At 52.7% G+C, this 26,099-nt stretch carries 25 protein-coding genes; 11 read left to right on the top strand and 14 right to left on the bottom strand.

What is annotated here, in order from left to right; all coding sequences use genetic code 11:
- Both thrS and fumD read right to left on the bottom strand, forming a co-directional pair.
- The gene (gene thrS, locus ACFX4U_RS00915; protein WP_017456552.1) at positions 1-1,929 is read right to left on the bottom strand and encodes a threonine--tRNA ligase; all 1,929 of its coding nucleotides are present in this window, start codon (positions 1,927-1,929) and stop codon (positions 1-3) included.
- 591 nt (positions 1,930-2,520) lie between these two features.
- A complete protein-coding gene (gene fumD, locus ACFX4U_RS00910; RefSeq protein WP_200551784.1) occupies positions 2,521-2,733 on the bottom strand; it encodes a fumarate hydratase FumD in 213 nt (70 codons plus the stop codon).
- A gap of 286 nt (positions 2,734-3,019) precedes the next feature.
- On the opposite strand from fumD, the gene ACFX4U_RS00905 reads away from it, so the two are divergent.
- Positions 3,020-4,465, top strand: coding sequence for a flagellin (locus ACFX4U_RS00905; RefSeq protein ID WP_313509987.1), 1,446 nt, complete (start codon positions 3,020-3,022; stop codon positions 4,463-4,465).
- A gap of 164 nt (positions 4,466-4,629) precedes the next feature.
- Here ACFX4U_RS00905 and ACFX4U_RS00900 read toward each other — a convergent pair whose 3' ends face one another.
- On the bottom strand, positions 4,630-4,845 hold the full coding sequence (locus ACFX4U_RS00900; RefSeq protein ID WP_017456549.1) for a hypothetical protein: 216 nt from the start codon (positions 4,843-4,845) through the stop codon (positions 4,630-4,632).
- Between the two features lie 265 nt (positions 4,846-5,110).
- Positions 5,111-5,866, bottom strand: coding sequence for a YdiY family protein (locus ACFX4U_RS00895; RefSeq protein ID WP_313509945.1), 756 nt, complete (start codon positions 5,864-5,866; stop codon positions 5,111-5,113).
- A gap of 291 nt (positions 5,867-6,157) precedes the next feature.
- On the opposite strand from ACFX4U_RS00895, the gene pfkB reads away from it, so the two are divergent.
- The 3 genes from pfkB (at position 6,158) to ACFX4U_RS00880 (ending at position 8,456) form a co-directional block, all read left to right on the top strand.
- A complete protein-coding gene (pfkB, locus tag ACFX4U_RS00890; protein ID WP_313509947.1) occupies positions 6,158-7,090 on the top strand; it encodes a 6-phosphofructokinase II in 933 nt (310 codons plus the stop codon).
- A gap of 110 nt (positions 7,091-7,200) precedes the next feature.
- The gene (gene ghoS, locus ACFX4U_RS00885) at positions 7,201-7,491 is read left to right on the top strand and encodes a type V toxin-antitoxin system endoribonuclease antitoxin GhoS (protein ID WP_313509950.1); all 291 of its coding nucleotides are present in this window, start codon (positions 7,201-7,203) and stop codon (positions 7,489-7,491) included.
- Between the two features lie 104 nt (positions 7,492-7,595).
- Positions 7,596-8,456, top strand: coding sequence for a fructosamine kinase family protein (locus tag ACFX4U_RS00880; RefSeq protein WP_305736269.1), 861 nt, complete (start codon positions 7,596-7,598; stop codon positions 8,454-8,456).
- Positions 8,457-8,500: 44 nt separating this feature from the next.
- Here the strand turns inward: ACFX4U_RS00880 and ACFX4U_RS00875 are convergent, their stop codons facing one another.
- Positions 8,501-9,037 carry a YniB family protein gene (locus ACFX4U_RS00875; RefSeq protein WP_313509952.1) on the bottom strand — a complete coding sequence of 179 codons (537 nt, stop codon included), beginning with the start codon at positions 9,035-9,037 and terminating at the stop codon, positions 8,501-8,503.
- Between the two features lie 144 nt (positions 9,038-9,181).
- Between ACFX4U_RS00875 and hxpB the strand changes: the two genes are divergently transcribed.
- The 4 genes from hxpB to ACFX4U_RS00855 all read left to right on the top strand — a co-directional run bounded on the left by hxpB (position 9,182) and on the right by ACFX4U_RS00855 (position 12,970).
- The gene (gene hxpB, locus ACFX4U_RS00870; RefSeq protein WP_313509953.1) at positions 9,182-9,850 is read left to right on the top strand and encodes a hexitol phosphatase HxpB; all 669 of its coding nucleotides are present in this window, start codon (positions 9,182-9,184) and stop codon (positions 9,848-9,850) included.
- Between the two features lie 147 nt (positions 9,851-9,997).
- The gene (gene kduD, locus ACFX4U_RS00865) at positions 9,998-10,759 is read left to right on the top strand and encodes a 2-dehydro-3-deoxy-D-gluconate 5-dehydrogenase KduD (protein ID WP_305737609.1); all 762 of its coding nucleotides are present in this window, start codon (positions 9,998-10,000) and stop codon (positions 10,757-10,759) included.
- Between the two features lie 97 nt (positions 10,760-10,856).
- Entirely contained in the window at positions 10,857-11,447 is a 591-nt protein-coding gene (locus tag ACFX4U_RS00860; protein ID WP_200551776.1) for a metal-dependent hydrolase, read from the top strand.
- A gap of 131 nt (positions 11,448-11,578) precedes the next feature.
- A complete protein-coding gene (locus tag ACFX4U_RS00855; protein WP_017456540.1) occupies positions 11,579-12,970 on the top strand; it encodes an L-cystine transporter in 1,392 nt (463 codons plus the stop codon).
- Between the two features lie 84 nt (positions 12,971-13,054).
- Here ACFX4U_RS00855 and cedA read toward each other — a convergent pair whose 3' ends face one another.
- On the bottom strand, positions 13,055-13,297 hold the full coding sequence (cedA, locus tag ACFX4U_RS00850) for a cell division activator CedA (protein WP_200551774.1): 243 nt from the start codon (positions 13,295-13,297) through the stop codon (positions 13,055-13,057).
- 215 nt (positions 13,298-13,512) lie between these two features.
- Between cedA and katE the strand changes: the two genes are divergently transcribed.
- Complete coding sequence (gene katE / locus ACFX4U_RS00845) at positions 13,513-15,768, top strand: catalase HPII (protein ID WP_313509956.1); 2,256 nt, start codon at positions 13,513-13,515, stop codon at positions 15,766-15,768.
- Between the two features lie 68 nt (positions 15,769-15,836).
- Here katE and osmE read toward each other — a convergent pair whose 3' ends face one another.
- Positions 15,837-16,175, bottom strand: a complete 339-nt coding sequence (osmE, locus tag ACFX4U_RS00840) for an osmotically-inducible lipoprotein OsmE (RefSeq protein ID WP_017456537.1) — start codon at positions 16,173-16,175, stop codon at positions 15,837-15,839.
- Between the two features lie 253 nt (positions 16,176-16,428).
- Between osmE and nadE the strand changes: the two genes are divergently transcribed.
- Together nadE and cho are read left to right on the top strand one after the other, a co-directional pair.
- Positions 16,429-17,256 carry an ammonia-dependent NAD(+) synthetase gene (gene nadE / locus ACFX4U_RS00835; RefSeq protein ID WP_305736273.1) on the top strand — a complete coding sequence of 276 codons (828 nt, stop codon included), beginning with the start codon at positions 16,429-16,431 and terminating at the stop codon, positions 17,254-17,256.
- 85 nt (positions 17,257-17,341) lie between these two features.
- Positions 17,342-18,205: an excinuclease Cho gene (gene cho, locus ACFX4U_RS00830; protein WP_305736274.1), complete on the top strand. Its 864-nt coding sequence runs from the start codon at positions 17,342-17,344 to the stop codon at positions 18,203-18,205.
- On the opposite strand, the gene ves is transcribed toward cho, so the two are convergent.
- The 7 genes from ves to ACFX4U_RS00795 form a co-directional block, all read right to left on the bottom strand.
- Entirely contained in the window at positions 18,202-18,759 is a 558-nt protein-coding gene (gene ves / locus ACFX4U_RS00825) for an environmental stress-induced protein Ves (protein ID WP_305736275.1), read from the bottom strand. The two genes, cho and ves, sit on opposite strands and share 4 nt — an antisense overlap.
- A gap of 311 nt (positions 18,760-19,070) precedes the next feature.
- On the bottom strand, positions 19,071-19,550 hold the full coding sequence (gene spy / locus ACFX4U_RS00820; protein WP_305736276.1) for an ATP-independent periplasmic protein-refolding chaperone Spy: 480 nt from the start codon (positions 19,548-19,550) through the stop codon (positions 19,071-19,073).
- 314 nt (positions 19,551-19,864) lie between these two features.
- Entirely contained in the window at positions 19,865-20,830 is a 966-nt protein-coding gene (astE, locus tag ACFX4U_RS00815; protein ID WP_313509962.1) for a succinylglutamate desuccinylase, read from the bottom strand.
- Positions 20,831-20,841: 11 nt separating this feature from the next.
- A complete protein-coding gene (gene astB, locus ACFX4U_RS00810) occupies positions 20,842-22,167 on the bottom strand; it encodes an N-succinylarginine dihydrolase (protein ID WP_313509964.1) in 1,326 nt (441 codons plus the stop codon).
- The gene (astD, locus tag ACFX4U_RS00805) at positions 22,164-23,642 is read right to left on the bottom strand and encodes a succinylglutamate-semialdehyde dehydrogenase (RefSeq protein WP_349350580.1); all 1,479 of its coding nucleotides are present in this window, start codon (positions 23,640-23,642) and stop codon (positions 22,164-22,166) included. Before astD ends, astB begins: the two co-directional genes overlap by 4 nt.
- Entirely contained in the window at positions 23,639-24,688 is a 1,050-nt protein-coding gene (gene astA / locus ACFX4U_RS00800) for an arginine N-succinyltransferase (protein ID WP_313509969.1), read from the bottom strand. Before astA ends, astD begins: the two co-directional genes overlap by 4 nt.
- Positions 24,685-25,905, bottom strand: coding sequence for an aspartate aminotransferase family protein (locus ACFX4U_RS00795; RefSeq protein ID WP_313509971.1), 1,221 nt, complete (start codon positions 25,903-25,905; stop codon positions 24,685-24,687). The genes astA and ACFX4U_RS00795 overlap by 4 nt, the downstream gene beginning before the upstream one ends.
- Between the last annotated feature and the right edge of the window lie 194 nt (positions 25,906-26,099).

Genomic DNA, 26,099 nt, shown 5'->3' with positions numbered 1-26,099 from the left:
TTATTCCTCCAGTTGTTGAAGACTGCGGCTGCGAATCTCTTGTTGCAGCTTCTCGATAACATCATTTACGTCCAGGCTACCCAGGTCTTTACCGCGACGGGTACGCACAGCAACTTTGCCGGCTTCAACCTCTTTGTCACCACAAACCAGCATATAAGGGACACGACGTAAAGTGTGCTCGCGGATTTTAAAGCCAATCTTCTCGTTTCTCAAGTCTGCTTTTACACGAATGCCCGCATTTTGCAGTTTACGGGTCAATTCATTAACGTATTCAGCCTGCGAATCAGTGATGTTCATCACAACTACCTGCACTGGAGCAAGCCAGGTTGGGAAGAAGCCCGCAAATTCTTCAGTCAGGATGCCGATAAAGCGCTCCAGAGAACCAAGAATCGCACGGTGAATCATCACTGGGACTTGTCGCTCGTTACTTTCGCCAACATAAGAGGCGTTCAGACGAGACGGCAAGGAGAAGTCCAGCTGGACAGTACCGCACTGCCATGCACGATCGAGGCAGTCATACAGGGTAAATTCAATTTTCGGACCGTAGAATGCGCCTTCACCCAGTTGATACTCAAACGGGATATTATTCTCTTCCAGCGCCACAGCCAGGTCCGCCTCAGCACGATCCCACATCTCGTCACTACCGATACGTTTTTCCGGACGAGTGGAGAGTTTGACGACGATCTTCTCGAAGCCAAAGGTGCTGTACATATCGTAGACCAAACGAATACAGGCGTTCACTTCATCACGCACCTGCTCTTCTGTACAGAAGATATGGGCGTCATCCTGAGTGAAGCCGCGTACACGCATTAAGCCATGCAGAGCGCCTGATGGCTCGTTACGATGGCAACTACCGAACTCCGCCATACGTAACGGCAGGTCGCGGTAAGATTTTAAGCCCTGGTTAAAGATCTGTACGTGACCCGGGCAGTTCATTGGCTTGATGCAATATTCACGGTTCTCAGAAGAAGTCGTAAACATGGCATCTTTGTAGTTGTCCCAGTGGCCGGTTTTTTCCCACAGCACACGGTCCATCATGAACGGGCCTTTTACTTCCTGATACTGGTACTCTTTCAGTTTAGAACGTACGAAAGTTTCCAGTTCGCGGAAGATAGTCCAGCCATCGTTATGCCAGAACACCATACCCGGCGCTTCTTCCTGCATGTGATACAGATCGAGCTGTTTCCCGATTTTACGGTGATCGCGTTTTGCCGCTTCTTCCAGACGTTGCAGATACGCGTTCAGCGCTTTTTTATCTGCCCACGCAGTGCCATAGATACGCTGCAGCATTTTATTATTGCTGTCGCCGCGCCAGTAGGCACCTGCTGTTTTCATCAATTTGAAGTGATGGCAGAAACGCATGTTCGGCACGTGCGGACCACGGCACATGTCGACGTATTCCTGATGATGATACAAGCCAGGCTTGTCATCATGGGCAATATTTTCATCAAGGATTGAAACTTTATAGCTTTCGCCGCGTTTAACAAACGTCTCGCGCGCCTCTTTCCAGCTTACTTTCTGCTTGATGACATCGTAGTTCGTTTCGGCGAGCTCATGCATACGCTTTTCGAGCGCGTCGATATCTTCCTGGGTCAGCGTATGGTCAAGATCAACGTCATAGTAGAAACCGTTATCAATAACCGGACCAATAGCCATTTTGGTGTTGGGCCAAAGTTGCTTAATCGCATGGCCTAAAAGGTGCGCACAAGAGTGACGAATGATTTCCAGGCCGTCCTCATCTTTTGCGGTGATGATGGCGAGTTTGGCATCGCTGTCAATCACATCGCATGCATCTACCAGTTCACCGTTGACACGGCCAGCGATACAGGCTTTCGCCAGTCCCGGACCGATATCCAGCGCAACATCCATTGGGCTTACAGCGTGATCGTAATGGCGTTGACTGCCATCAGGAAGAGTAATTACAGGCATTTCATTTCCTTAATTTGCAGTGGTGCCCCGCACGAAAGAGCACATACAAAATGAGAGATCAAAGATATAACAGCCGCGACGATAAGTTTTCTCGCTTCACTCTGCGGAATCTGTACAGCGTAGAGGTCAACCACTACCTGATACCCTTACCTGCCGCTGTTAAGTACCCGGCAATAGTACACATTTGCGAAGGGGGTTGAAAGGGTTAGTGTGACACAGCTCAATTGTGGTGCTTTATTGCGGATTCACGGTTCTGCATGGAAAAACGTTTCAAAAACAATCACACACGCTGAGGATTTTCTGATTTTTTAGCAAAATCTTGACATGGTGGTATCTCAAGCCGTTTATTTGGCTACCCGTTAACGCCTAACCTACTGATAAAGCATGGTAATCCTTTACTCCATTGTTATTTTCGCACTTCTCGCGATCATTATTTTTTCGTTTTATAAGCACCACAGCATGAAGTCGTCCCGCGCCCTTCCGGGCCGTTACAAGAAACGGCGTGGATAACACCGTTTCTTTGACAAGCCAGGACTGTTCAGAAAGGCACGCATGACTCGTGCCTTTCTTTATTATCTCCACTCTGCTTTTTCAGGCGTTGTAACCTAAAGCGCGGATCACGGTTTCCATCGCTTCTTGCGTCAGCTCGGATCGCTTAATTTTCGTATTGGCCAGCATGGTTCTGACCACCCCGGCAATCACAATATGCTTAGGTTCTTGTCCCAGGTCGCGCATTTCCAACACGACTTTCCCCACTACACGGCACATCTCTTCATATAACGCTTCGTCTTTTGACGTCCCCATTTCACCTCCGGTAGCGATAGTTTTGATAAGCAGGCTGCCTTACGGAAAAAGCGGCTTGTATCCGTTTCCGTAAAAAGAGTCAGTAAAGCATATTGTTACCAACATCTGTACACTGCGTCGTTCCCCCCTGTCAGCGTGAAGAGGCTACACAAGCGGCTTTTTTCTGGGCGTCATCTATTTTCAGGCACTTGCACAAAGTTAAATTTGCCTGCGAATTTACCTTAAAGTTACTTAGCCCTTTGCCGATGATTAATTCATTAGCGGTCTGAATGAATTAATGACGGTAATGCAGGCAATCAATCATAATGAGTTTATCGGGCTGAATCTTATCGCCCGAAATAAAACGACCTCCACGCTACAAGAAAGCATTGAACGTCTGTCTTCGGGGTTGCGTATTAATGGCGCGAAAGATGATGCTGCCGGACAGTCTATCGCTAACCGCATGCGCGCTAACGCCAGTGCGGACAGTGTGGTGTCGCGCGGTCTTGATGATGCTATCAGTATGGCGCAGACCGCAGATGGCAGCCTGAGCACGGTTAGCGAACTTTTGATCCGGGCGAAAAGCCTGGCCATACAATCCGGAAATAGCACACTCTCAGAGAACGACCGGCAAAGCATTCAGAACGAATATCAAAATATTCTTAACAATATTCAGTCAATCTCGGAGGGTACAGAGATTTTTGGACGCTACCCGTTGGCTACTGATTCACCAGAACTGCCACCGGAGTTGATTGGTGATGTACCGCCGTTAAACGTAAAGTTTCCGGTTCAGGGAACCAATTATTCGTTCAGTTCAGGCATTGTCTCGCTGGCCTACATCCCTGCCGGTTCGACCAATATTGCTATTACTATTGATTCACTGGGCCTGGATGATGACATTCAGTTATTCACGCGCGACGGCAAGCATCTGGCCGGTACACCGATTAATGGCACAGCGCCGGACTATACATGGAAAAGCCGCGGTATAACGGATTCAGCGAAAGCGACCAGCCGTGTACTCTCCGAAGCCAATGGTTTTGCGCATGGCGCAACCTACGACGATTCTTTACTCATTGAAGGAGGCTCATCGTGGGCGCTAAACGGTAGCGAGACGCTGAACTACAACGGTATGACTATTGCTTATAGCGGCGATGGTGACCGTTACGAACCTGGCAACGCCTACAACGACGGTAGCAACGGTTCAAACCGGCTCGAGCGGGTAAAAATCGATAACGTTACGGAAGATTTGGTGGTGATGATCGTAGGCAGTGGTTCTTTTATCAGCAATTTAACCTGGGGCACCCTGCCAAAACCAACGATAACACCTGCGGAACCGCCGAAACAGAGTCGCCCATGGGAGGTCGTAACCAGCGCGAACGTTGGTGATGATATTCAATCTGTAACCATGCCAGCCACGCCGGCTGACGTGAAATCACTGGGTTTAAACGCGACATCCTTGCAAACAGCGGCCTCGGCTGGTGTTGCAATGGGTGCGCTTGACAAAGCACTGGATAAAGTAAGCGCCTGCCGCGCGCAATATGGCGCATATATCAATCGTTTCGAATCGAATAAATCGGTACTGGCACAACAAAACGTTGCAACGCAAGCGGCGAAGAGTCGGATTGAAGATGCGGATTACGCACTGGAAGTCAGTAAGATGGCCAAAGCGCAGATATTACAGCAGAGCCAGGATATGGTGCTAAAAGTCGCTAACCAGTCGGTAGAGAATATTCTGGCGCTTCTTCGCAGCTAACATGGTATTTTCATTAAGTTTAATAACCGCACTTAATAACAAAACCATTTACCACCCGCGACGAAATAACCTTATTTCACAGAATCCGCGTTGCGGAAAAAATAAAAAAACCGGTACGACTTAATCCGGTTTTTTCAAAGTTAATGAATTAACTTAGAATGCATTTAATTCCACTCACCCGCGACCAGGGTATGCGCATTAAACGCATTGTCATTTGAGCCCTGAGTTGATTGAGACACCGGAACCATATTGGAACCCGCTTCAATATTGGTGATGTTAGTGTTAGTCTGACTTGCAGTTGCTGCAGGCTGAGCCGCGAAGACGCCAAAAGAGAGTGCAGAAAGCACGACGGCGACCGCAGCGGTTTTGATTTTTTTCATAATTAAATTCTCATTCTTGAATAACTATATTTACTGGCTGGGCGCTTTTTTGCCCGTGTTGTTAGTGTAGATCTGGATCACACTTTTGCACAGTCAATTTATTTATCCATTCGTGTCAAATAAACTGAATATGTAACCCAAATATTAATTGTGAGGAAATTATGAAGAGAAAAGAATACTTAAACGAAATTGAAAATTGAATGGTGGAATGAAAAGAGCACAAATTAACAAATAAAAGATGGGCCGATATTTTCGGCCCAACGAATTACATTTTATAGCCTAACGTTACCGTCGTTCTGCGATCGGTATGATCCGGCGCCGTTGACGGTGGCTGAGAGTTCCAGGTCAGGTTATACGCGACTTTCAGAGCAAAGTGCGCGTTAATCGCTACGTTCAGCGCTGTTTCTGAGTTCACGGTAGTATCGTCCGCACCAAATACGGAAACACCCTGGGTGAATTTCGTGGTATCGGTCATCTGCCAGGCGTAGGTGCCAGAAGCGTAACCAAGCCCGGTCGTTTTCGTGTTGCCGTCGGTGTACTTGTCATGACGAACACCAGGACCGAATTCAAAGCGCAGGCTGTGAACCGGGCCATTCAGGAACTGACGACCATAACCAGCAGTCAGCACATCGCGATCGCTATAGCCGTTATAGCGGTCAGTTAACCAGCTCGCCTGGCCAAACAGATAGTCATAATCCGTCATGTTATAACGGCTACGGCCACCTACTGCGTATTTTTCAGACGAACGTACATCATTTGACGATGTATTGCTGGCGTTGCCCCACAAAGACCAGGCGGTAGTATCGCCGTACCAGGTCAGGGTGGAATCAGCAGTCAAAGAGGAGCTCTTTGTATTGCCGGACTGAGCCAGATAACCACCGTTTACACTGCCTTCAAACGGCGCTTTAGCGGTAGAGGGATCATCCATGACAGTAAAAACAGTATCATCTGCAAACGCGTGCATTGATACAAACACACCCGCCGCCATCACAAGCGCGGGTACTGTCTTCAAAAGCTTCATTTATTTAGAGTCCGAACAGCAAAAAAAGAGACCAACACGGTCCCGGAAACTTTCATTAGGATCAATGACCAGCGGTCCAAAGAAAGGTAACAAATTATAAAAAGGCCGCTTAAACATATCAATGAAATCTTATTTGATTTTTTGAATAAGAGGGATCTCAAAACAGCAAAAACGGTTATTAATCACCGCTGCGCATTAAATCAATATCATTTTGAAATCATGCCCTTAATTCCTTTCCCTTCTGCCTGAACAGTGCCAGGCTTACATCAGTCTGAGAAAAAGGAGGTCATCATGGCAGCTATATACACCCTTACGCTGGCACCTTCGCTGGATAGTGCGACACTGACGCCACAAATTTATCCTGAAGGTAAACTGCGTTGTACGGCGCCCGTTTTCGAGCCTGGCGGCGGCGGTATTAACGTTGCACGCGCAATTGCACATCTGGGCGGTAAAGCAACAGCAATATTTCCAGCTGGTGGCGCAACGGGCGAGCATCTCACCGCATTACTTGCAGATGAGAACGTACCGACCGTAACCGTAGCCACACAAGACTGGACGCGGCAGAACCTGCACGTTCATGTCGAGTCCAGCGGTGAGCAATACCGGTTTGTCATGCCCGGCGCCACATTGAACGAAGGCGAGTTTCGCCAGATAGAAGAGAAAGTCCTGACTATTGAACGCGGCGCGATTTTGGTGATAAGCGGCAGCCTGCCCCCTGGTGTCCAGATTGAAAAGCTGACGCAGCTAATTAAAGCCGCCCAAAAACAGCGGATTCGCTGCATTGTCGATAGCTCGGGCGAGGCACTAACCGCAGCGCTCGAAATTGGCAATATCGAGCTGGTAAAGCCCAACCAGAAGGAGTTGAGCGCCCTGGTCGGTAGAGATCTCACCCAGCCTGACGATGTACGCAAAGCCGCGCAGGAGATCGTTCAAACGGGCAAAGCCTTGCGCGTGGTCGTCTCTCTTGGCCCGCAGGGCGCGCTGGGGGTAGATGCTGACAACTGCGTTCAGGTCGTACCACCGCCGATGAAAAGCCAAAGCACGGTAGGAGCAGGCGACAGCATGGTTGGCGCAATGACGCTCAAACTTGCACAAGATGCGCCTTTTAATGACATGGTACGTTTCGGCGTCGCCGCCGGGAGTGCAGCCACCATCAATCAGGGTACTCGCTTGTGCGCGCAGGAAGACACGCAAAAAATTTACGACTATTTGCGCCATGCCTGACATACCTCCCCTTCCGGCTGGAAGGGGAAATATCAAATATCTCCGCGGTGGTCGACAAATGTCACTCGCCGTCTATGCTAAAAAACATCAAGATAACAACGAGGTGAAAGATGGGCAGCGATGGCATTACCCGCTACGTCGTTGAGGTCAAATTTCATGACCAAACGCTAACAGACATCAACGAGATCAATAACCACTTTACACGTGCCGGCTTTCTCCTCACGATGGCGGATGACAACGGCAACGTACACGACCTTGGCACCAATACGTTCGGTTTCATCAGTGCGCTAAGTGAAAAGGATGTTCATGCACTGGCAAGCGGGCTTGCTGAAAGCGCGGTGGACGAAGAGACGGTAATCACTGTCACTACCTGGGAAGCGTTCCAGAAGCAGGAACATTAAGTGCCTTTCCACCGTTGCGTATGCCCAGCGTGCGTTAAGTCGGATTTTTCAACAGCTGTAGTGCGCTAACCTTATGATCTGGCTGATTACATGGGAGAGACATCATGTGGCAAGCGATAAGTGGTCTGTTAAGCGAACAACTGGGTGAAGGCGAAATTGAGCAACGCGATGAACTGCCCGGTGGCGAAATCCATGCCGCATGGCACGTACGCTACGCCGGGCGCGATCTCTTCGTAAAGTGTGATGATCGCGCACTGCTCCCCATTTTTACGGCCGAAGCCGATCAGCTCGCCCTACTGGCACGCAGTAACACCGTGCGTGTCCCTGAGGTTTGGGCGGTGGGAAGCGACCGAGACTACAGCTTTCTGGTCATGGAGTATCTTCCTGCCCGCCCGCTTGATGCGCATAGCGCATTTCTGCTGGGCCAGCAGCTAGCGCGCCTGCACCAGTGGAGCGATCAGCCGCAGTTTGGCCTTGATTTTGACAACGATCTTTCCACCACGCCGCAGCCCAACGCCTGGCAGCGCCGCTGGTCAACGTTTTTTGCAGAGCAACGCATTGGCTGGCAGTTAGAGCTGGCGGCGGAAAGAGGGCTGGAGTTTGGCAACATTGATGCGATTGTCGAACACGTTCAGCAACGGCTGAGTTCTCACCAACCGCAAGCCTCACTATTGCATGGCGATCTTTGGTCGGCCAACTGCGCACTTGGGCCTGACGGCCCTTACATTTACGACCCTGCTTGCTACTGGGGCGACCGTGAGTGTGACCTGGCGATGCTGCCGCTACACCCGGACCAGCCGCCGCAAATCTATGACGGTTACCAGTCCATCTCCCCGCTTCCCTCTGATTTCCTCGATCGCCAACCTCTGTATCAACTTTACACTTTGTTTAATCGGGCTATCTTGTTCGGTGGCGAACATCTGGTGAATGCGCAAAAAGCGCTGGATCGTGTGCTGGCGGCGTGAGTGTCATTCTCAGACCCGGGGCGCGACGCCTCGGGTTTGGGGTATTACAGGAAACCAAGAAGCGTAAAAAAGAAATAGCCTGCAACAATAATTATCACCGGCAATACATAGAGCGGGAAAATTTGCAGAAAGATAGTGTGATGCGGCACCACAATGCGTGCTTCAATCTGCTCACGCGTTAACCCTTCAGGCCCTTTGGCTTTTTCGAGGATCATCTGGTTTTCCACGCCTTCACGCAGAAAACGCGCCTGACGACTCATGCGCGCACCGGACGCCTGCAGCGCCAGTCCAACAAAAATCAGCACATAAATAATCCAGAACATGATATTCAGGCTTTGGTGGAAATCAGGCGTTAGCGAGTTATACCAAAAAAGATTCAGGAATGGCGTGTTAAAACGCATCATCTCAATGATCACATGGGCGAAATCAAGCATCACGGCATTAATGCCCGGCTGTTTTTCGCTGTGATCGTACATAAACTTCAGTACTGAAATAATTGTCGAAATGACGGCTGGAATAAAAATCACCCAACCCAGAACGCGTTTCAGCACGGCGATGCGTCCAGCTTGTTGATACGTCATGGATTCCCCTTGTAAGTGACGCACTGTTTGCGCCTTAGTCTACCTGCTGATAACCATTTTCGCCTGATCTTTAAAGGCAGTATGATGAATGCTTAACCATAATTTCGCTTTTATCCCTGCAAAATCCATGAATAGAGAGGTGTTATGTCTGCCCCGCGACAAATTCTTGCTGCCATTTTTGATATGGATGGATTACTCATTGACTCTGAACCGCTCTGGGATCGCGCCGAACTCGACGTTGTGGCAAGCCTTGGCGTCGACATTTCAAGGCGTAATGAGTTGCCGGATACGCTTGGCCTGCGCATCGATATGGTGGTTGAACTGTGGTATGCCCAGCAGCCGTGGAATGGTCCGAGCCGTCAGGAAGTCACCGACAGAATCATTCAGCGCGCCATCTCACTGGTTGAAGAAAAGCGCCCGTTGCTGCCGGGTGTCCATGAAGCCATCGCGCTGTGTAAGAACAGCGGACTGGCAGTTGGGCTGGCATCCGCATCGCCGCTGCACATGCTGGAAAAGGTGCTGACCATGTTCGATCTGCGCGACAGTTTCGATGCACTCGCTTCAGCGGAAAAGTTACCCTACAGCAAACCGCACCCGCAGGTTTATCTGGACTGCGCGGCAAAACTGGGCGTCGACCCGCTCACGTGTGTGGCGCTGGAAGATTCAGTTAACGGCATGATTGCCAGCAAAGCGGCGCGAATGCGCTCCATCGTTGTGCCGGATGCCGAACATCGCGCTGACCCGCGCTACGTGCTTGCTAACGCGAAACTAGAAAGCCTCGAACAGCTCACGCTCACACATCTTCGCGGTTAATTCTCCTGCGGGGTGATACAAATCACCCCATTACCTCTCATTTTTTGAAACGCTATTTCATTTTTATTTGTATTTTCTTTATCCGCCTTCTATCCTGATCTTCAGGCGCAGATGCCCATGACAACAATTTAAAACGCCGGAGTAAATATGATACTGGAAGCCTTTAAGCTTGCGGGTAAAGTGGCTATCGTCACCGGGTGTGACACCGGGCTGGGTCAGGGAATGGCATTAGGGCTTGCGGAAGCGGGCTGCGATATTGTCGGTGTTGGCCGCAAAGTGCCGCAGGAAACTGCTTCCCGCGTGCAGGCGTTGGGACGCCGTTTCCATGCTATTCAGGCAGACCTTCGCCACCAGCACGGTCTTGATGAGGTGGTTAAGCAAGCCGTAGCAACCTTTGGGCACATCAACATTCTGGTGAATAACGCGGGGACGATTCGCCGCTGCGATGCCCTTGATTTCAGTGAGCAAGACTGGGATGACGTGATGAACCTGAACCTGAAAACGGTCTTTTTTCTCTCTCAGGTGGTGGCGCGGCAATTTATCGCCCAGGGGAATGGCGGGAAAATCATTAACATCGCTTCGATGCTCTCGTACCAGGGCGGCATCCGCGTGCCTTCATATACAGCATCCAAGAGCGGCGTCATGGGTTTGACGCGTTTGCTGGCAAACGAATGGGCACCACATCAGATTAACGTTAATGCGATCGCGCCGGGCTATATGGCGACCAATAACACGCAGCAATTGCGGGAAGATGCGGAGCGCAGCCAGGAGATCCTTGACCGTATCCCGGCCGGGCGCTGGGGAGAACCAGAAGATCTGAAAGGCGCGGCGGTGTTTCTGGCCTCAAAAGCGGCGGATTATATTAATGGTTACACCCTTGCCGTCGATGGTGGCTGGCTGGCGCGTTAAACGTTCAGGATTGTGACAAAGAGTTACACCGTCACCTCTTCCGCCTACTGTACAAACATCCTATACTGTATGCATCGACAGTTGAGTGAGTTTGACCATGACGGCGGAAGGACACCTGCTTTTTTCCATTGCTTGCGCGGTGTTTTCCAAAAACGCTGAGTTAACCCCCGTCCTCGCCCAGGGTGACTGGTGGCATATTGTCCCGTCCGCCATTCTCACCTGCCTGCTGCCGGATATCGACCATCCGAAATCTTTTCTCGGGCAACGCCTGAAGTGGATATCAAAACCTGTCGCCCGCGCTTTCGGGCATCGCGGATTTACGCATAGCCTGCTGGCGGTTTTTCTGGCACTGACGCTCTTTTATTTAAAAGTGCCGGAAAGCTGGATAGTGCCCGCCGATGCGCTACAGGGAATGGTGGTGGGTTATCTCAGCCATATTCTGGCGGACATGCTGACTCCAGCCGGCGTACCGCTGCTCTGGCCCTGTCGCTGGCGCTTCCGTCTGCCGCTGCTGGTGCCGCAAAAAGGTAATCAACTGGAGCGCGTATTATGTATGGCGCTATTTACTTATGCGGTATGGATGCCGCAAACATTGCCCGAAAACGGTGCAGTCCGCTGGTCATCACACATCATAACGTCGCTGCAAGAGCAGTTTAATCGCTTTATTCATCAGCAATCTGAACATTAAATCGTCACTTTTTTTTCATTTCGATATAACCCATTCCATTTGGATATAAGCCCGTTTCAGCACTTCTGCTAACCTTGCGCAACAGGAGCGGCCGAGAAGGCCGACCGAATAATGATATCAGGAGAACGGGGATGAATTTTCCACTCATCGCGAACGTTGTAGTGTTCGTGGCACTGCTGTTTTTGCTGGCGCAGGCGCGTCACAAACAGTGGAGCCTGGCAAAAAAAGTGCTGGTCGGTTTAGGCCTTGGTGTGATCTTCGGCCTTGCGCTGCAGGCTATCTATGGTGCTGATAACCCGGTACTGAAAGATTCCATCCAGTGGTTCAACGTCGTCGGCAATGGCTATGTCCAGTTGCTGCAGATGATTGTCATGCCGCTGGTTTTCGCCTCAATTTTGAGCGCCGTTGCGCGTCTGCATAACGCGTCACAACTGGGTAAAATCAGTTTTCTGACCATCGGTACATTGTTGTTCACCACGCTCATCGCTGCGTTGGTGGGCGTACTGGTGACCAATCTGTTCGGTTTGACGGCAGAAGGCCTGGTGCAGGGTACGGCAGAAACCGCGCGTTTGAACGCTATTCAGAGTAACTATGTTGGCAAAGTGGCCGATCTCACCGTGCCGCAATTGCTGCTCTCTTTCGTACCGAAAAACCCGTTTGCCGACCTGACCGGCGCAAACCCAACGTCAATTATCAGCATCGTTATCTTCGCTGCTTTCCTTGGCGTTGCGGCTCTGAAGCTGCTGAAGGATGATGCGCCGAAAGGCCAGCGCGTACTGACCGCTATCGATACGCTGCAAAGTTGGGTGATGAAACTGGTACGCCTTGTGATGCAACTGACACCGTATGGCGTGCTGGCGCTGATGACCAAAGTTGTCGCCGGCTCTAACATTCAGGACATCATTAAGCTGGGCAGCTTCGTTATCGCCTCTTACCTTGGCCTGGGCATTATGTTTGTAGTGCACGGTCTGCTGCTTGGCGTGAACGGCGTGAGCCCGCTGAAATTTTTCCGTAAAGTATGGCCGGTACTGACATTTGCCTTCACCAGCCGCTCCAGCGCTGCATCCATTCCGCTGAACGTGGAAGCACAAACGCGTCGCCTGGGCGTACCGGAATCCATCGCCAGTTTCTCTGCCTCTTTTGGTGCAACCATTGGGCAGAACGGCTGTGCGGGTCTTTACCCGGCAATGCTGGCAGTGATGGTAGCTCCGACCGTTGGTATCAACCCGTTGGATCCGCTGTGGATTGCCACCCTGGTAGGGATTGTCACCGTGAGTTCCGCAGGCGTAGCGGGTGTTGGCGGTGGTGCCACTTTTGCCGCACTTATCGTCCTGCCTGCACTGGGTCTGCCGGTAACGCTGGTGGCGCTGCTTATCTCTGTTGAACCACTTATCGATATGGGCCGTACCGCCCTGAACGTCAGCGGTTCCATGACCGCCGGTACGCTGACCAGCCAGTGGCTGAAACAGACCGATAAAGCCGTGCTGGACAGTGAAGAGGACGCCGAGCTGGCGCACCGTTAATCACCCGGCAGGGAATAAACGATGCCACTTTCTTAGAGGGGCATTGATTGACAAGAAAGCCGCCTGCAATGTCAGGCGGCTTTTTTACTCTTCATCTATCTCGCCTTCCTGGCGCATTTGCAGCGCCCAGCGCTGAGCGGCTTCCGGTACGCTAAAGATCGGCGAGCGGCGAAACTTTTCCCCCATCAACACAAACGCCACATACTTGCCACGCAGCAACCAGACATCACGATAGCCATCCACTTTTGAGGCGTGATCGGGGGGAGCCGGTTCGACACGCGGGACATAGCTGATAATGGCTCGGTTTTGTTGACGATAAGATTTCATAAGCGATGCGTTCTACAGACAAATTCTACAAACATTAAAGACCTATCATAGCCGATTGTGAGCTTGTGCGTCGCGCCTGGGACTACTTTCTCTGATTTTTCACCCCCTTTCCGCCTGCTGATTAACCAGGTTAACGCAGCACGTTGTTCTATAGTTAGAAGGGTTTTAAGGAAACATCGACCATTTTTCAGCAATGAAAACAGGAGACGAGTTCAATGTCGCACAATGAGAAAGACCCTCACCATCACGCCCCGGTTCATGACGCTAACGAATCCCGCCCAGGGCTGGACTCGCTGGCACCTGAAGACAATTCTCATCGCCCTTCCCCGCGCCCGACAGCACCTGGCGAGCAACCGACCGCACCGGGGAGCATGAAAGCGCCGGATACGTCGAATGACAAACTGAACGCGCTGGAGCCTTACCGCAAGGGCGGCGAGAATTATCCCCTTACCACTAACCAGGGCGTGCGCATCGCCGATGACCAAAACTCCCTGCGCGCGGGAAAACGCGGCCCAACGCTGCTGGAAGATTTTATCCTGCGGGAGAAAATCACCCATTTCGATCATGAGCGCATCCCGGAACGTATCGTGCATGCGCGCGGATCAGCGGCACATGGCTACTTTCAGCCTTATCGTAGCCTGAGTGATATTACCAAAGCGGATTTTCTCTCAGATGCGGAGAAAATCACCCCGGTATTTGTCCGTTTTTCCACGGTACAGGGCGGCGCGGGTTCAGCGGACACCGTGCGTGACATCCGTGGATTTGCCACCAAGTTCTACACCGAAGAAGGCATTTTTGACCTGGTCGGCAACAATACGCCGGTCTTTTTCATCCAGGATGCGCACAAATTCCCCGATTTTGTCCATGCGGTAAAACCTGAGCCACACTGGGCGATCCCGCAAGGTCAAAGCGCGCACGACACCTTCTGGGACTATGTTTCGTTGCAACCAGAAACCTTACACAACGTAATGTGGGCGATGTCCGATCGCGGCATTCCGCGCAGCTATCGCACAATGGAAGGTTTTGGCATCCACACCTTTCGCTTAATCAACGCCGAAGGCAAAGCCACGTTTGTGCGCTTCCACTGGAAACCCCTGGCAGGCAAAGCATCGCTGGTGTGGGACGAATCGCAAAAACTGACCGGGCGCGATCCGGACTTCCACCGTCGCGAGTTGTGGGAAGCCATTGAGGCTGGCGATTACCCGGAATATGAACTGGGTTTACAGCTGATCCCGGAAGAGGACGAATTCAAATTTGATTTCGACCTGCTGGACCCGACCAAGCTTATTCCCGAAGAGCTGGTACCCGTGCAGCGCGTCGGTAAAATGGTGTTAAACCGTAATCCGGATAACTTCTTTGCCGAAAACGAGCAGGCCGCGTTCCATCCAGGGCATATTGTTCCCGGTCTGGATTTTACCAATGATCCGCTGCTGCAAGGGCGTCTGTTCTCCTATACCGATACGCAAATCAGCCGGCTTGGCGGGCCGAATTTTCATGAAATCCCCATCAACCGTCCAACTTGCCCGTACCATAACTTGCAGCGCGACGGCATGCACCGCATGGAGATTGACACCAATCCCGCTAACTATGAGCCGAACTCCATCAATGATAACTGGCCGCGGGAAACACCGCCTGGTCCAAAACGCGGTGGTTTCGAGACTTACCAGGAGCGCGTCGAAGGGGAAAAAATCCGTGAACGCAGCCCCTCATTTGGTGAATATTACGCACATCCCCGCCTGTTCTGGTTAAGCCAGACGCCATTTGAACAACGCCATATTATTGACGCTTTCAGCTTCGAGTTGAGCAAAGTGGTGCGCGCGTATATTCGCGAACGTGTGGTGGATCACCTGGCGCACATTGACGTTCATCTGGCGCAAGGTGTGGCGGAAAATTTCGGTATTACCTTGAGCGACGATCAGTTAACTATCGCCCCGCCGCCGGAAGTGAATGGGTTGAAAAAAGATCCTTCGCTGAGTCTGTATGCCGTCCCGGATGGCAACGTGAAAGGCCGGGTGGTGGCAGTTTTACTGCATGATAAGGTCAGCGCAACCGATGTGCTCAACGTATTGCAGGGGCTGAAAGCCAAAGGCGTTCATAGCAAACTGCTCTATGCGCGAATGGGGCAAGTGACTGCGGATGATGGCTCCGAATTACCGATTGCCGCCACCTTCGCCGGATCGCCGTCGCTGACGGTAGATGGCGTCATTGTTCCCGGCGGTGATATCAGCGATATCCTGCAAAATGGCGACGCGAAATATTATCTGCTGGAAGCCTATAAACACCTGAAAACTATCGCGCTTGCGGGTGATGCACGGCAGTTTAAGCGCTTATTGAATGTGGATGATCAGGGAGAGGACGGTATTGTCGAGGCGGATAACGCCACGGCGAATTTTGTCGATGATTTTCTGACGCATCTTGCGGCGCACCGCGTCTGGTCGCGCATCAGCAAAATCGATAGCATTCCGGCGTAAGCGTTATGGCAGCCATAAAAAACCGGCCAACTGGCCGGTTTTTTATTTGCTCAGGCTGAAAACCGAAATTACTGCTTAGCTTGCGGGTCAGTATCATACTCGGCGCACGTCTGGTAGCCGGAGTTCATGACATGGCCGGTTTCATCCAGCGCAACGAAATAGGTTTCGGTTTTGCCGTCACGTTGACCCAGAATATAGGTCTGGCAAGTGCCGCGCGCGTGGATCATCGTAACTTCAGAAGAAGGACGGCCAGCAACCTGCATAACCTGCTGGCGGCTCATGCCTTTTTTCACATCTTTCACCACCGGCTGAGAAACCTGATCTTTTGCACGATCGTAAGCCGTACAACCCGCCAGCATAGTCAGCACTGCAGCTGCGCCCAGAATTCCTGCGATGTTCTTATTCATATTCCATCCTCTTTGGTATCCGCTTGTGTATCAGCGTGTTATCTAAGCCTGGAATATAAAATTGCATTTTTCAACTAACAGACTGCATTGGCATAACTTTCGGAGAAATCTAATAAAAGTGAGATAAGCTGCTAAAACGCCGTAAATTGCGGCACTCAAATCTGTGATCCTTGTCGTTTTACCGCCAAAGGGTTAATTTGGCCCTATTATCTATTTGCACCCTGCAAAGCAGGACAACACAACGGAGGGGTAAATGACTCTGCAACAAGAGATTATTCAGGCGCTAGGCGTGAAGCCCACAGTCAATGCCGAAGAGGAAGTTCGCCGCAGCGTGGATTTCCTGAAAACCTATCTGAAAACCTATCCTTTTTTGCAAACGCTGGTGCTGGGCATTAGCGGCGGTCAGGATTCCACGCTGGCCGGGAAAATCAGCCAGATGGCAATCAGCGAACTGCGCCAGGAAACGGGCAATCAAGCCTATCAATTTATCGCCGTCCGTCTGCCTTACGGTAAGCAAGCGGATGAACAGGATTGCCAGGATGCCATCGCGTTTATTCAGCCGGATCGCGTTCTTACCGTCAATATCAAAGCCTCGGTGCTGGCAAGCGAGCAAGCGCTGCGTGAAACAGGCATTGAACTAAGCGATTTTGTGCGCGGCAATGAAAAAGCACGCGAACGTATGAAAGCGCAATACAGCATTGCGGGCATGACGAAAGGCGTGGTGGTTGGCACCGACCATGCCGCCGAAGCGGTGACCGGCTTCTTCACCAAATATGGCGATGGCGGCACCGATATCAACCCGCTTTTCCGTCTGAACAAACGCCAGGGTAAACAGTTGCTGGCTTACCTGGGCTGCCCGGAACATCTTTATAAAAAAGCGCCAACGGCCGATCTGGAAGACGATCGACCCTCCCTGCCAGATGAAGCCGCACTGGGCGTAACTTACGAAAATATCGACGATTATCTGGAAGGGAAAACGCTGGATGCCAGTATCGCGAAAATCATTGAAGGCTGGTATGTGAAAACAGAGCACAAGCGCCGCCCGCCTATTACCGTATTCGACGATTTCTGGAAAAAGTAATAACCCGCAGGCGGCGCAAGCCGCCTCTTTTTTAGCCACTTATAGACTGCTATACTGGATGGGTAAACAGTATCAGGAGTCTTTTGTGGTCAGGCGTCAATCAGCCCCGCGTCTTGAATTCGAAGCGGCGGCAATCTATGAATATCCGGAACATCTTCGTCCGTGGCTGGAAGCAATGCCCAAACAGCCAGGCGTCTATATTTTTCACGGCGAAAGCGAGGCGATGCCGCTCTATATCGGTAAAAGCGTCAATATCCGCAGCCGTGTGTTGTCGCACCTGCGCACGCCCGATGAAGCGGCGATGCTGCGTCAGTCACGGCGTATTACCTGGATTTGTACCGCCGGTGAGATTGGCGCGCTGTTGCTCGAAGCGCGGCTGATTAAAGAACAACAGCCGCTATTTAATAAGCGTCTGCGCCGTAATCGCCAGCTCTGCTCGCTGCGCCTTAGCGGTGAAAAACCGCAGGTGGTATATGCCAAAGAGGTGGATTTCTCCTCCTCTCCCAATCTGTATGGTCTGTTTGCCAACCGTCGCGCCGCTTTGCAAGCGCTGCAGTCTATCGCTGATGACGAAAAGCTGTGCTATGGGCTGCTGGGCCTGGAATCGCTAAGCCGCGGCCGGGCTTGTTTTCGATCCGCATTACAACGCTGTGCCGGAGCATGCTGTGGTAGAGAGACGCGTGAAGCACATGATGAGCGCTTCGCCGCCGCGATGGCGCGTTTGCAACTGGTTTGCTGGCCCTGGCGCGGTCCAATTGGGCTGAAAGAGAGCGCAGCGGGAATGACGCAGTATCACATCATTCATAACTGGCTATGGTTGGGTTCAGTTGATGAGCCCGCCGCTGCCGCGCAACTGCTGCGTTTGCCGGCGGGTTTCGATCATGACGGCTACAAAATCCTCTGCAAGCCGTTGCTTTCAGGGGATTACGAAATCATCGAACTGGATTAATGGCCAGGCAGCCAGGTGATTTCACTGAACAGTAATTGCCCTTCAGACTTTAGCAACCGCAGAGTTTGCCGCCCTTCTTGCCAGTAGGCGCCCTGATCGGCAGTTAACAATTTATCGCCCAATTGCCACGCGCCGCTCAGGACGAAAATAACGCCGCCGCGTGTACCAATGGTGGTAAAAGTGCGATCGGCAATACGGACTTTCGCCTGGCAGCGATCGCGCCGCGTCATCACGTTAAAATCCAGCGACATGCGCCCGTCGGAAAGCTCGGCTCTGACCGGCTGCTCACCGGCAAAAGTAAAGGGCTGGTGGTGTTTAAGCGTGTGGCTGAAAGTACCGCCCCCGTTCAGTGTCACTTCGCCACCCTCAATCAGAGTTATTACCCGATCCACGCCGGGAAATTGCGGAAAATCACCGTTGCTGGCAAGCGAAGCGATACTGGCTCGCCAGTTAAAATCACGCGTTGCGGGCGGAAAACAGCAAATTTCTCGGGTTTCGCCCGCCCCATTACGCCAGAGATTGACCGGCATTTTACGGATATCAAAGAATTCCATCATCACTCCTGAATGGCGCGGTGCTTCACCTGCGCCGCTGCCTCTTCGGGCAGACTGCATCATTGTTATTGTTTACTTTGCCATGTGTGAGTTATCGGCAGCCGACACGATTTGCCTTAGGCTACTATGCAATCAGACATGTAAAAAATCATAAATTTCAGATAAGTAACATCACCGCAAAAAACGAGGTTTAACGAGAATACCGCGCCAGTGGCGGCTGGCAAGAGGGAAACAAGAAAAAACCGCCGGTTCTGCCCATCACGTAAAACAAGCGATGAGCAAAACCGGCGGTCTTAAGGAGGGTCGCTGAATTATTCAGCAGGTGCAGGAGGCATTTTACCTTCCGGCGCCGGATGTTCTGTCAGACGCTTCTCAAAATTCGCATTGAACTGCTTTTTCTGTTCCGGGGTCAGAATGTTGTAAATCTTGTTCTGCGTCTCCATACGTTTCAGCATGCCTTCTTTATGCTGCTGTTCCATTTTGGTGATTTGCGCTTCGGCTTTCGCACGGTCAAAGCTGTCGCTGGTAATGATGTCATGCATTGCGCGCATCTCTTCAACCGGCGGGCGTTTCATCTCTTCGCGCTGGCTTTTCATGATGTCGCGGACTTGCTGTTTCTGCGCATCGGTCAGATTCAGACCTTTGAACATCATGTCGTGCGGGCCTTTACCTTTGTGGTGCATCATAGGTTTCGCGTCGTCGGGTGCGGCGGTGGTATCCGCAGCATGAGCAAGACCTGCAGCGCCAAAAGCCAGGGTAGAGGCAACAAACAGAGCAGTCAATTTACGCATAATTTTATTCCTTACTTCGGTTTTACTTACGGCGGTTGCCGTGTTGACGCTATTCACTTTACCGGCTTTATCGTCAATTAATCAGAGCGACGGTAAAACAATGAAAGTGTAAAGACCCTTTTTACGTCAAATGTGAAGGAAATAAGGATAAACCGTGGAGAGTCGAAAATTAAATATTCAACAGACTGATTAGAAAGGAATTATGGAGAATCTTAAATCAAAGTGATTTATTAATAAAGCGCTTCACCAGGATAATTCTGTAATTTATTTAAGAAACCCACAAAAATAAGCCCTGCGTTAACAGGGCTGGCTATTTAATTAATTTTCTCAAGCATTAGTCCGGCACGTAAACCAATAGCAACATTCGGATTCGGAAACAAAACATACTCCTGCTCATGTTGCACCACATACCGCTCGCCGCGATCCTCTGCCAGCAAGGTACCCGCGCTGAAGGCCGTAAAATTGAGCGTATCGGCACTCATAAAAAGTTTGAACGCTTCACTGCGACGAGTCAGTTGCTGCACCACCCGATAGCGCAGCGGCGTATTTTCCGTGTCTGGCGCAGGCTCACCCGCCAGTAACGCCGCCAGCGCCCAGGCCGTACGCTGGAATTGGCTTAAATCGTTTTCACCAAACGGCAACGCTTTGCCAAGCTCCAGTGTGCAAGCCAGCGCGTTAAAATGCTCGCAACTGTAGTGCGTAAACGTACCGCCTGGCGCCTGATGAAATACCAGCGCCTCCAGCCCGGCTGCGCCTAACCACTCCAGAAACAGTTCATCCCATGGTTCTGCTCGCAGCGGCAACACACCAAAGCGCACATGGTACGAACCGCGGATCGCAGTGTGTAAATCCAGATGCCAGCGCACTTCATCGCCCGCCGCAAAGAAATGCGTTACCGCCCGTTCAAGCTGGGCGGCGCGCACCGTTTCATCGTTGGGCGGCAGTTGCTGCCAGCGCCCACCAAACATCCGGTTGAGATCGTTATGCACAAATCGCTTGTTTTGCGCCAGCGCCTGCGGGTTTCCAAGGATCACCAGCAGCCGCCAGGTGAGCGGCTGTTCGCCCGCAAAGACATTCTTAAGCAACAAATCCAGCATCTCCACCGGCGCGGTTTCATTGCCGTGGATAGCACTCGAGATGACCAACGATCGCCCGACGGATTGTTTCGGGATAAGTTCGAGAATCCCTTGTTCATGCCACAACCAGTGAATACCGCCCGACTCCCCTGACATTTTTCGCGGGATATCGCCCGCAAGCGTTGCAGCAAGAAAGTTATCCATACGGCCTCCGGTTAACGCTGGAAGGGATACACCGATCCCAGATTCAACAACTGCGTTAATCGGTCCAGCGCTTCCCGCCCCTCGCGCAAAAGCTGCGGATCGGCTAAATCCGCTTGCGTCAGCCGATCGCGATAGTACCGATCCACCCAGTCATTGAGGGTGGCAAACAAACTGTCATTCATCATCACCGCCGGGTTAACGGCACGCAGCTCCGCCTCGGTAAGCACCACACGCAAGCGCAGACACGCCGGACCACCGCCGTTCGCCATGCTCTCACGCAGGTCAAATACTTTAAGCTCACTGATTGGGTTATCCTGCGCCAGCAACGTGTTCAGATATCGCCACACACCGGCATGTTCCTGTGACTCCTGCGGCAGCACCAGCATCATGCTGCCATCATCCCGACTCAGCAGTTGGCTATTAAACAGATACGTCGCCACCGCATCGGTAACAGAAACAGCCTGCTGCGGAACTTCAATCGCCATAAATCCCGGTACTTTAGAGTGTAGCTCGACCAGCACACTAGCCTGGTCGGCAAAAGCCAGTTCGTGACAAAAAAGGACTTGTCGGTTCGCAACGGCAATCACATCGTTATGAAACACGCCCAGATCGATAACATCCGGGTTTTGCCGGGCGAAAACCACCTGCTCCGTGCGCACCTGATTAATACGCGCCACCGCCTCGCTGGCTTCTCGCGTCTGGCGCGCCGGATAACGCGCCGGGGCATCCAGGCTTGCGTATTCCCGGCCATAAACGAAGAGTTGCACGCCTGCTTCGCCGTAATCACCACCAAAGCGGTTATGGTTCGCCGCACCTTCATCGCCAAACATCACAACCTGCGGCAGCGCCGGGTGGACCGCGAACGACGTTTCATCGCGGAAGATGGCGCGCAGCACCGCTTCTGTGGTCGGGGCTTCCATCGCGCGGTGGAATTTATTATTCAGATTAGCAACCGTGAAATGCACTTTGCCATCCTGCGCATCCGCCGACGGGCAGACGGTAGCCGCGTTTGCGACCCACATCGACGATGCCGAGCTGGCAGCGGAGAGGATCTGCGGCGCTTGTGCGGCAGCTTTTTCCACCACCTGTTCATCGCTGCCGCTGAAACCAAGCTGTCGCAAGACCGCGATATTGGGGCGCTCCTGCGGCGGGATCACCGCCTGCGGGAAACCCGCGTCGGCGAGCGCTTTCATTTTCAGTAGCCCCTGCTTTGCCGCCAGTTTCGGGTTAGAAACCTGAAAGCGGTGTTTGGTCGAGGCTTCATTACCAAAAGATAATCCGGCGTAATGGTGCGTTAGCCCAACCAGGCCATCGAAGTTAACCTCACGTGCTTTCATGGCTGCGCCTCGCGGGAGAAATCAAGCCCAGGACTGAGCGTCTGCGGTAGCGCCAACGCAGGAGATTCCAGGCTCGCCATCGGCCAGGCGCAGTAATCCGCCGCATACCATGCGCTGGCGCGATGGTTACCCGACGCGCCCACGCCGCCAAACGGCGCGGTACTGGCCGCGCCGGTCAACGGTTTGTTCCAGTTGACGATCCCGGCGCGCGCCTGGAGCAGCAGTTGATCAAATTTTTGCCGATCCGGGGAAATCAACCCGCAGGCCAGCCCGTAGCGCGTGTCGTTCGCCATACGGATCGCCTGATCAAAATCGTCATAGCGCCAGACACACAGCAGCGGGCCAAAAACTTCTTCATCTGGCACTTCCGCAACGTCGGTCATCTCGATAATCCCCGGCGTCAGCAGCGAGGTTCCTTCCGACAACAGGCGCGGTGCAAGCAAGGTTTTACCGCCGCGCGCTTCGTGCGCCTGCCAGGCCTGGTAAACCTGCTGCGCCGCCTGAGGTGAAATCAAACCGCCGAAAAAGGGTGCAGGTTCCGCATCCCAGGCTTGCGGTTGCAGCCGCGCACTCACTTCCACCAGCCGTGCCAGAAAATCATCGCCCACTTTAGAACGTTTAACCAGTAAGCGACGCGCGCAGGTGCAGCGCTGCCCGGCGGTAATAAATGCTGACTGGATCGCCAGATGGACAGCGGCATCGGTATCATCAGGATCTTCAACGATTAGCGGGTTGTTGCCCCCCATCTCCAGCGCAAGGATTTTCTCCGGCTGCCCGGCAAGCTGGCGGTGAAGTTGATAACCCGTATTGGCGCTGCCGGTAAATAATAATCCGTCCAGCCCCGGTAATGCGCTCAGCGCCTGGCCGGTCTCACGCCCGCCCTGCACCAGGTTCAGCACGCCTGCGGGCAAACCTGCTTGCTCCCAGAGTTTGACCACCGCTTCGCCGGTCCACGGTGTGAGTTCGCTGGGTTTAAAAATCAAAGTATTACCCGCGAGCAGCGCCGGGATAATATGCCCATTCGGCAAATGACCAGGGAAGTTGTACGGCCCGAAAACAGCCAGCACCCCGTGCGGGCGATGGCGCAATGTCGCGGCACCATCAGCCATCTCAGTGTGTTGTTCCCCGGTGCGCGTGTGGTACGCCTTTACCGATATGGTGGCTTTGTTGATCATCGCCGTCACTTCGGTCGCCGCTTCCCAGCGCGGCTTACCGGTTTCGCGGGCGATGATTTCGGCCAGTGCCACTTTATTGGTCTCCAGCAGCGCCGCGAATTTCTCGACAATGGCCTGGCGCTCAGTAAAAGCCTGCCGTGCCCACTGCGGGAAAGCGTCGCGCGCGGCCTGATACGCCAGCGCCACTTGCTCGTTATCGGCATCAAAGCCCTCCCACAGCGCTTCGTGGCTTACCGGGTTGGTTTTGATACGACGTTCGCCCTGGCCTGTTACCCAGTCACCTTTAATCCATAAACTCATTTTGCTTTCTCCTCGCCACTTTTCTCTTCGGCACACAGGCGTACCAGCCGCACGGTATCGCCCGGTTGGCACTTCAGCGCATCCAGTTCGGCTGCCGTTAATAACAAACGCTCGGTGTTTGGATCCGCGTAAATAAGCATGGCGCGAAATTGCTGGTACTGCTCATTGGAGACCATACATGCGGGCCATTCACCCGGTGCGCGCTGGCCTTCGCCCGCCGTAACCAGGCGGCTTTTGCGAATCGCCCGCACCCGGTCGACATCGCATTCGAGCGTCGGCCCGCCATCAAAAATGTCAACGTAGTTACGGTAGCGAAAACCCTCTTTTTCCAGCACCGCACGGGCCGGTGCCGTTTGTGGATGCACCTCGCCGATCACCTCTTGCGCCTCTTGTGAAAGGAAGTGGGTATAAATAGGGTGCTTAGGCATCAGCTCTGCGATAAAGGCTTTTTGCCCGGTGCCGCACAGGTAATCCGCCCGGCTGAACTCCATCGAAAAGAAACGCTTGCCCAGACTCTCCCAGAAGGGCGAATAACCGTGCTCGTCAATCACGCCGCGCATCTCGGCTACTACTTTCTCATTGAAGCGCTCGCGGAATGCCGCCATAAACAGGAAGCGCGATTTTGACAACAGATAACCGTTGCCCTCTTTGCGCCAGGCGGGATCGAGAAACAGCGTGCAGAGTTCGCTGCTGCCGGTGTGATCGTTACTGAGAAACAGCGTCGGTAGCGCGTTATAGACATTCAACTCTTTCGAGGCATGCACCTGAGTCCCGACCCGGTAGTTATACCAGGGATCGTTCAGACCCACCGCGACCTCAATGGCGCAAATCCCCGCCACCTCGCCGCTTTGCATCTCTTCCAGCACAAAAACATACCCCTGCTCCCCCTTCGGCAGCTCGCCTTGCCAGGTAAGGCGTGAACGCTCAATACGCGCAGCAAGCGTTGCTTCATCAACCGGCAACGACGTCAGGCCGCCACCGGTTTTCCCGGCTAGCCGCATCAGCGCCGGTAAATCGCCTTCGGCGACAGGACGGATCACCATCATGATGCGCTCTCCGCAATGAATTTTTCACAGGCGCGGGCAACGCGCGCAAGCCCGTCGCGGATCTCGTCTTCGCTGATATTCAACGCCGGAGCAAAGCGAAGCACATTGCCACCGGCAATCAACACCATTGCGCCTTCTGCCGCCGCCAGTTGTGAAAGTTGTTTTGCTTTTCCGGCATACTCTGGAACCAGTTGACAACCGATCAGCAACCCTAAACCGCGGATTTCACTGAACAGGTGATAACGGTCATTGATCGCCGCTAGCTGCTCCGTAAACCATTGATGGCGCTGCTTCACGCCAGTCAGGGTTTCCCGTGTGTTGACGATATCGAGCAACGCCCCCGCCACCGCGCCGGCCAGCGGGTTACCGCCGTAAGTCGTACCGTGGGTGCCGACATTCATCACTTTGCCAAACTGTTCGGTGGTCAGCATTGCGCCAATCGGGAAACCGCCGCCCAACGCTTTTGCCGTGGTCAGCGCATCCGGCGTCACGCCGTAATGCATATAGGCATACAGCTCGCCGGTGCGGCCAACGCCGGTTTGTACCTCATCAAAAATCAGCAGCGCGTTATGGCGGGTGCACAGCTCGCGCAACCCTTGCAAAAACGCCTGGCTGGCAGGCACCACGCCGCCTTCACCCTGCATCGGCTCGACAATGACAGCGCAAGTGTCGTCATTAATTAGTGCGCTGGCAGAGGCAAGATCGTTGAACTGCGCATGCTGGATTTGCGGCGGCAACGGCGCAAAATCTTGCGAATAAGCCGGTTGCCCGCCCGCGCTGACGGTAAATAAGGTGCGTCCATGGAACGCATTCTTGAAGGCAACAATGCCGCTTTTTTGCGGGCCGAATGTATCGTGGGCATATTTGCGCGCCAGCTTCAGGGCCGCTTCATTTGCCTCGGCACCGGAGTTACAAAAGAAAGCACGATCGGCAAAGGTCGCGTCCAGCAGGCGTTTCGCCAGTTTCAGCACCGGCTCATTGGTGTAACCGTTGCCGGTATGCCAGAACTTCGCCGCCTGCTCGCTGAGCGCTTTACACAGCGCGGGATGCGCATGCCCCAGCGCATTCACCGCAATCCCTCCGGCAAAGTCGACATACTCTTTACCCTGCTGATCCCACAGGCGGGAACCTTCACCGCGTACCGGAATAAAAGGCGCAGGCGCGTAGACAGGCAACATCCATTGATCAAAATTTTCACGCGTAATTGACAGAGACATAGCGACCTCATCCGGTAAATAAATAGTTGATAAAATGTTAACGAATATGAACGTTTTCGCTGTAAATGTAGATTGCACGGTTCGTGCCAGCCAGCGATAAAAATGCATAAACGTCTTATGACAACGAAATTTCAACAACTTAAAACCTATCGCCATTCACTTTATTTGCATAAAAAGTGAATAACCAGAGATCC

Source organism: Kosakonia sp. YIM B13588, from assembly GCF_042788165.1.
Classification (GTDB): Bacteria; Pseudomonadota; Gammaproteobacteria; order Enterobacterales; family Enterobacteriaceae; genus Kosakonia; species Kosakonia sacchari.
Note: the sequence above shows the minus strand (reverse complement) of the source record. Positions and strands in the feature narration are given on the sequence as shown.

Bases quoted from the DNA above. Each gene is read 5' to 3' on its own strand.
- thrS (WP_017456552.1), bottom strand. From the start codon at position 1,929: ATGCCTGTAATTACTCTTCCTGATGGCAGTCAACGCCATTACGATCAC.
- fumD (WP_200551784.1), bottom strand. From the start codon at position 2,733: ATGGGGACGTCAAAAGACGAAGCGTTATATGAAGAGATGTGCCGTGTA.
- ACFX4U_RS00905 (WP_313509987.1), top strand. From the start codon at position 3,020: ATGCAGGCAATCAATCATAATGAGTTTATCGGGCTGAATCTTATCGCC.
- ACFX4U_RS00900 (WP_017456549.1), bottom strand. From the start codon at position 4,845: ATGAAAAAAATCAAAACCGCTGCGGTCGCCGTCGTGCTTTCTGCACTC.
- ACFX4U_RS00895 (WP_313509945.1), bottom strand. From the start codon at position 5,866: ATGAAGCTTTTGAAGACAGTACCCGCGCTTGTGATGGCGGCGGGTGTG.
- pfkB (WP_313509947.1), top strand. From the start codon at position 6,158: ATGGCAGCTATATACACCCTTACGCTGGCACCTTCGCTGGATAGTGCG.
- ghoS (WP_313509950.1), top strand. From the start codon at position 7,201: ATGGGCAGCGATGGCATTACCCGCTACGTCGTTGAGGTCAAATTTCAT.
- ACFX4U_RS00880 (WP_305736269.1), top strand. From the start codon at position 7,596: ATGTGGCAAGCGATAAGTGGTCTGTTAAGCGAACAACTGGGTGAAGGC.
- ACFX4U_RS00875 (WP_313509952.1), bottom strand. From the start codon at position 9,037: ATGACGTATCAACAAGCTGGACGCATCGCCGTGCTGAAACGCGTTCTG.
- hxpB (WP_313509953.1), top strand. From the start codon at position 9,182: ATGTCTGCCCCGCGACAAATTCTTGCTGCCATTTTTGATATGGATGGA.
- kduD (WP_305737609.1), top strand. From the start codon at position 9,998: ATGATACTGGAAGCCTTTAAGCTTGCGGGTAAAGTGGCTATCGTCACC.
- ACFX4U_RS00860 (WP_200551776.1), top strand. From the start codon at position 10,857: ATGACGGCGGAAGGACACCTGCTTTTTTCCATTGCTTGCGCGGTGTTT.
- ACFX4U_RS00855 (WP_017456540.1), top strand. From the start codon at position 11,579: ATGAATTTTCCACTCATCGCGAACGTTGTAGTGTTCGTGGCACTGCTG.
- cedA (WP_200551774.1), bottom strand. From the start codon at position 13,297: ATGAAATCTTATCGTCAACAAAACCGAGCCATTATCAGCTATGTCCCG.
- katE (WP_313509956.1), top strand. From the start codon at position 13,513: ATGTCGCACAATGAGAAAGACCCTCACCATCACGCCCCGGTTCATGAC.
- osmE (WP_017456537.1), bottom strand. From the start codon at position 16,175: ATGAATAAGAACATCGCAGGAATTCTGGGCGCAGCTGCAGTGCTGACT.
- nadE (WP_305736273.1), top strand. From the start codon at position 16,429: ATGACTCTGCAACAAGAGATTATTCAGGCGCTAGGCGTGAAGCCCACA.
- ves (WP_305736275.1), bottom strand. From the start codon at position 18,759: ATGGAATTCTTTGATATCCGTAAAATGCCGGTCAATCTCTGGCGTAAT.
- spy (WP_305736276.1), bottom strand. From the start codon at position 19,550: ATGCGTAAATTGACTGCTCTGTTTGTTGCCTCTACCCTGGCTTTTGGC.
- astE (WP_313509962.1), bottom strand. From the start codon at position 20,830: ATGGATAACTTTCTTGCTGCAACGCTTGCGGGCGATATCCCGCGAAAA.
- astB (WP_313509964.1), bottom strand. From the start codon at position 22,167: ATGAAAGCACGTGAGGTTAACTTCGATGGCCTGGTTGGGCTAACGCAC.
- astD (WP_349350580.1), bottom strand. From the start codon at position 23,642: ATGAGTTTATGGATTAAAGGTGACTGGGTAACAGGCCAGGGCGAACGT.
- astA (WP_313509969.1), bottom strand. From the start codon at position 24,688: ATGATGGTGATCCGTCCTGTCGCCGAAGGCGATTTACCGGCGCTGATG.
- ACFX4U_RS00795 (WP_313509971.1), bottom strand. From the start codon at position 25,905: ATGTCTCTGTCAATTACGCGTGAAAATTTTGATCAATGGATGTTGCCT.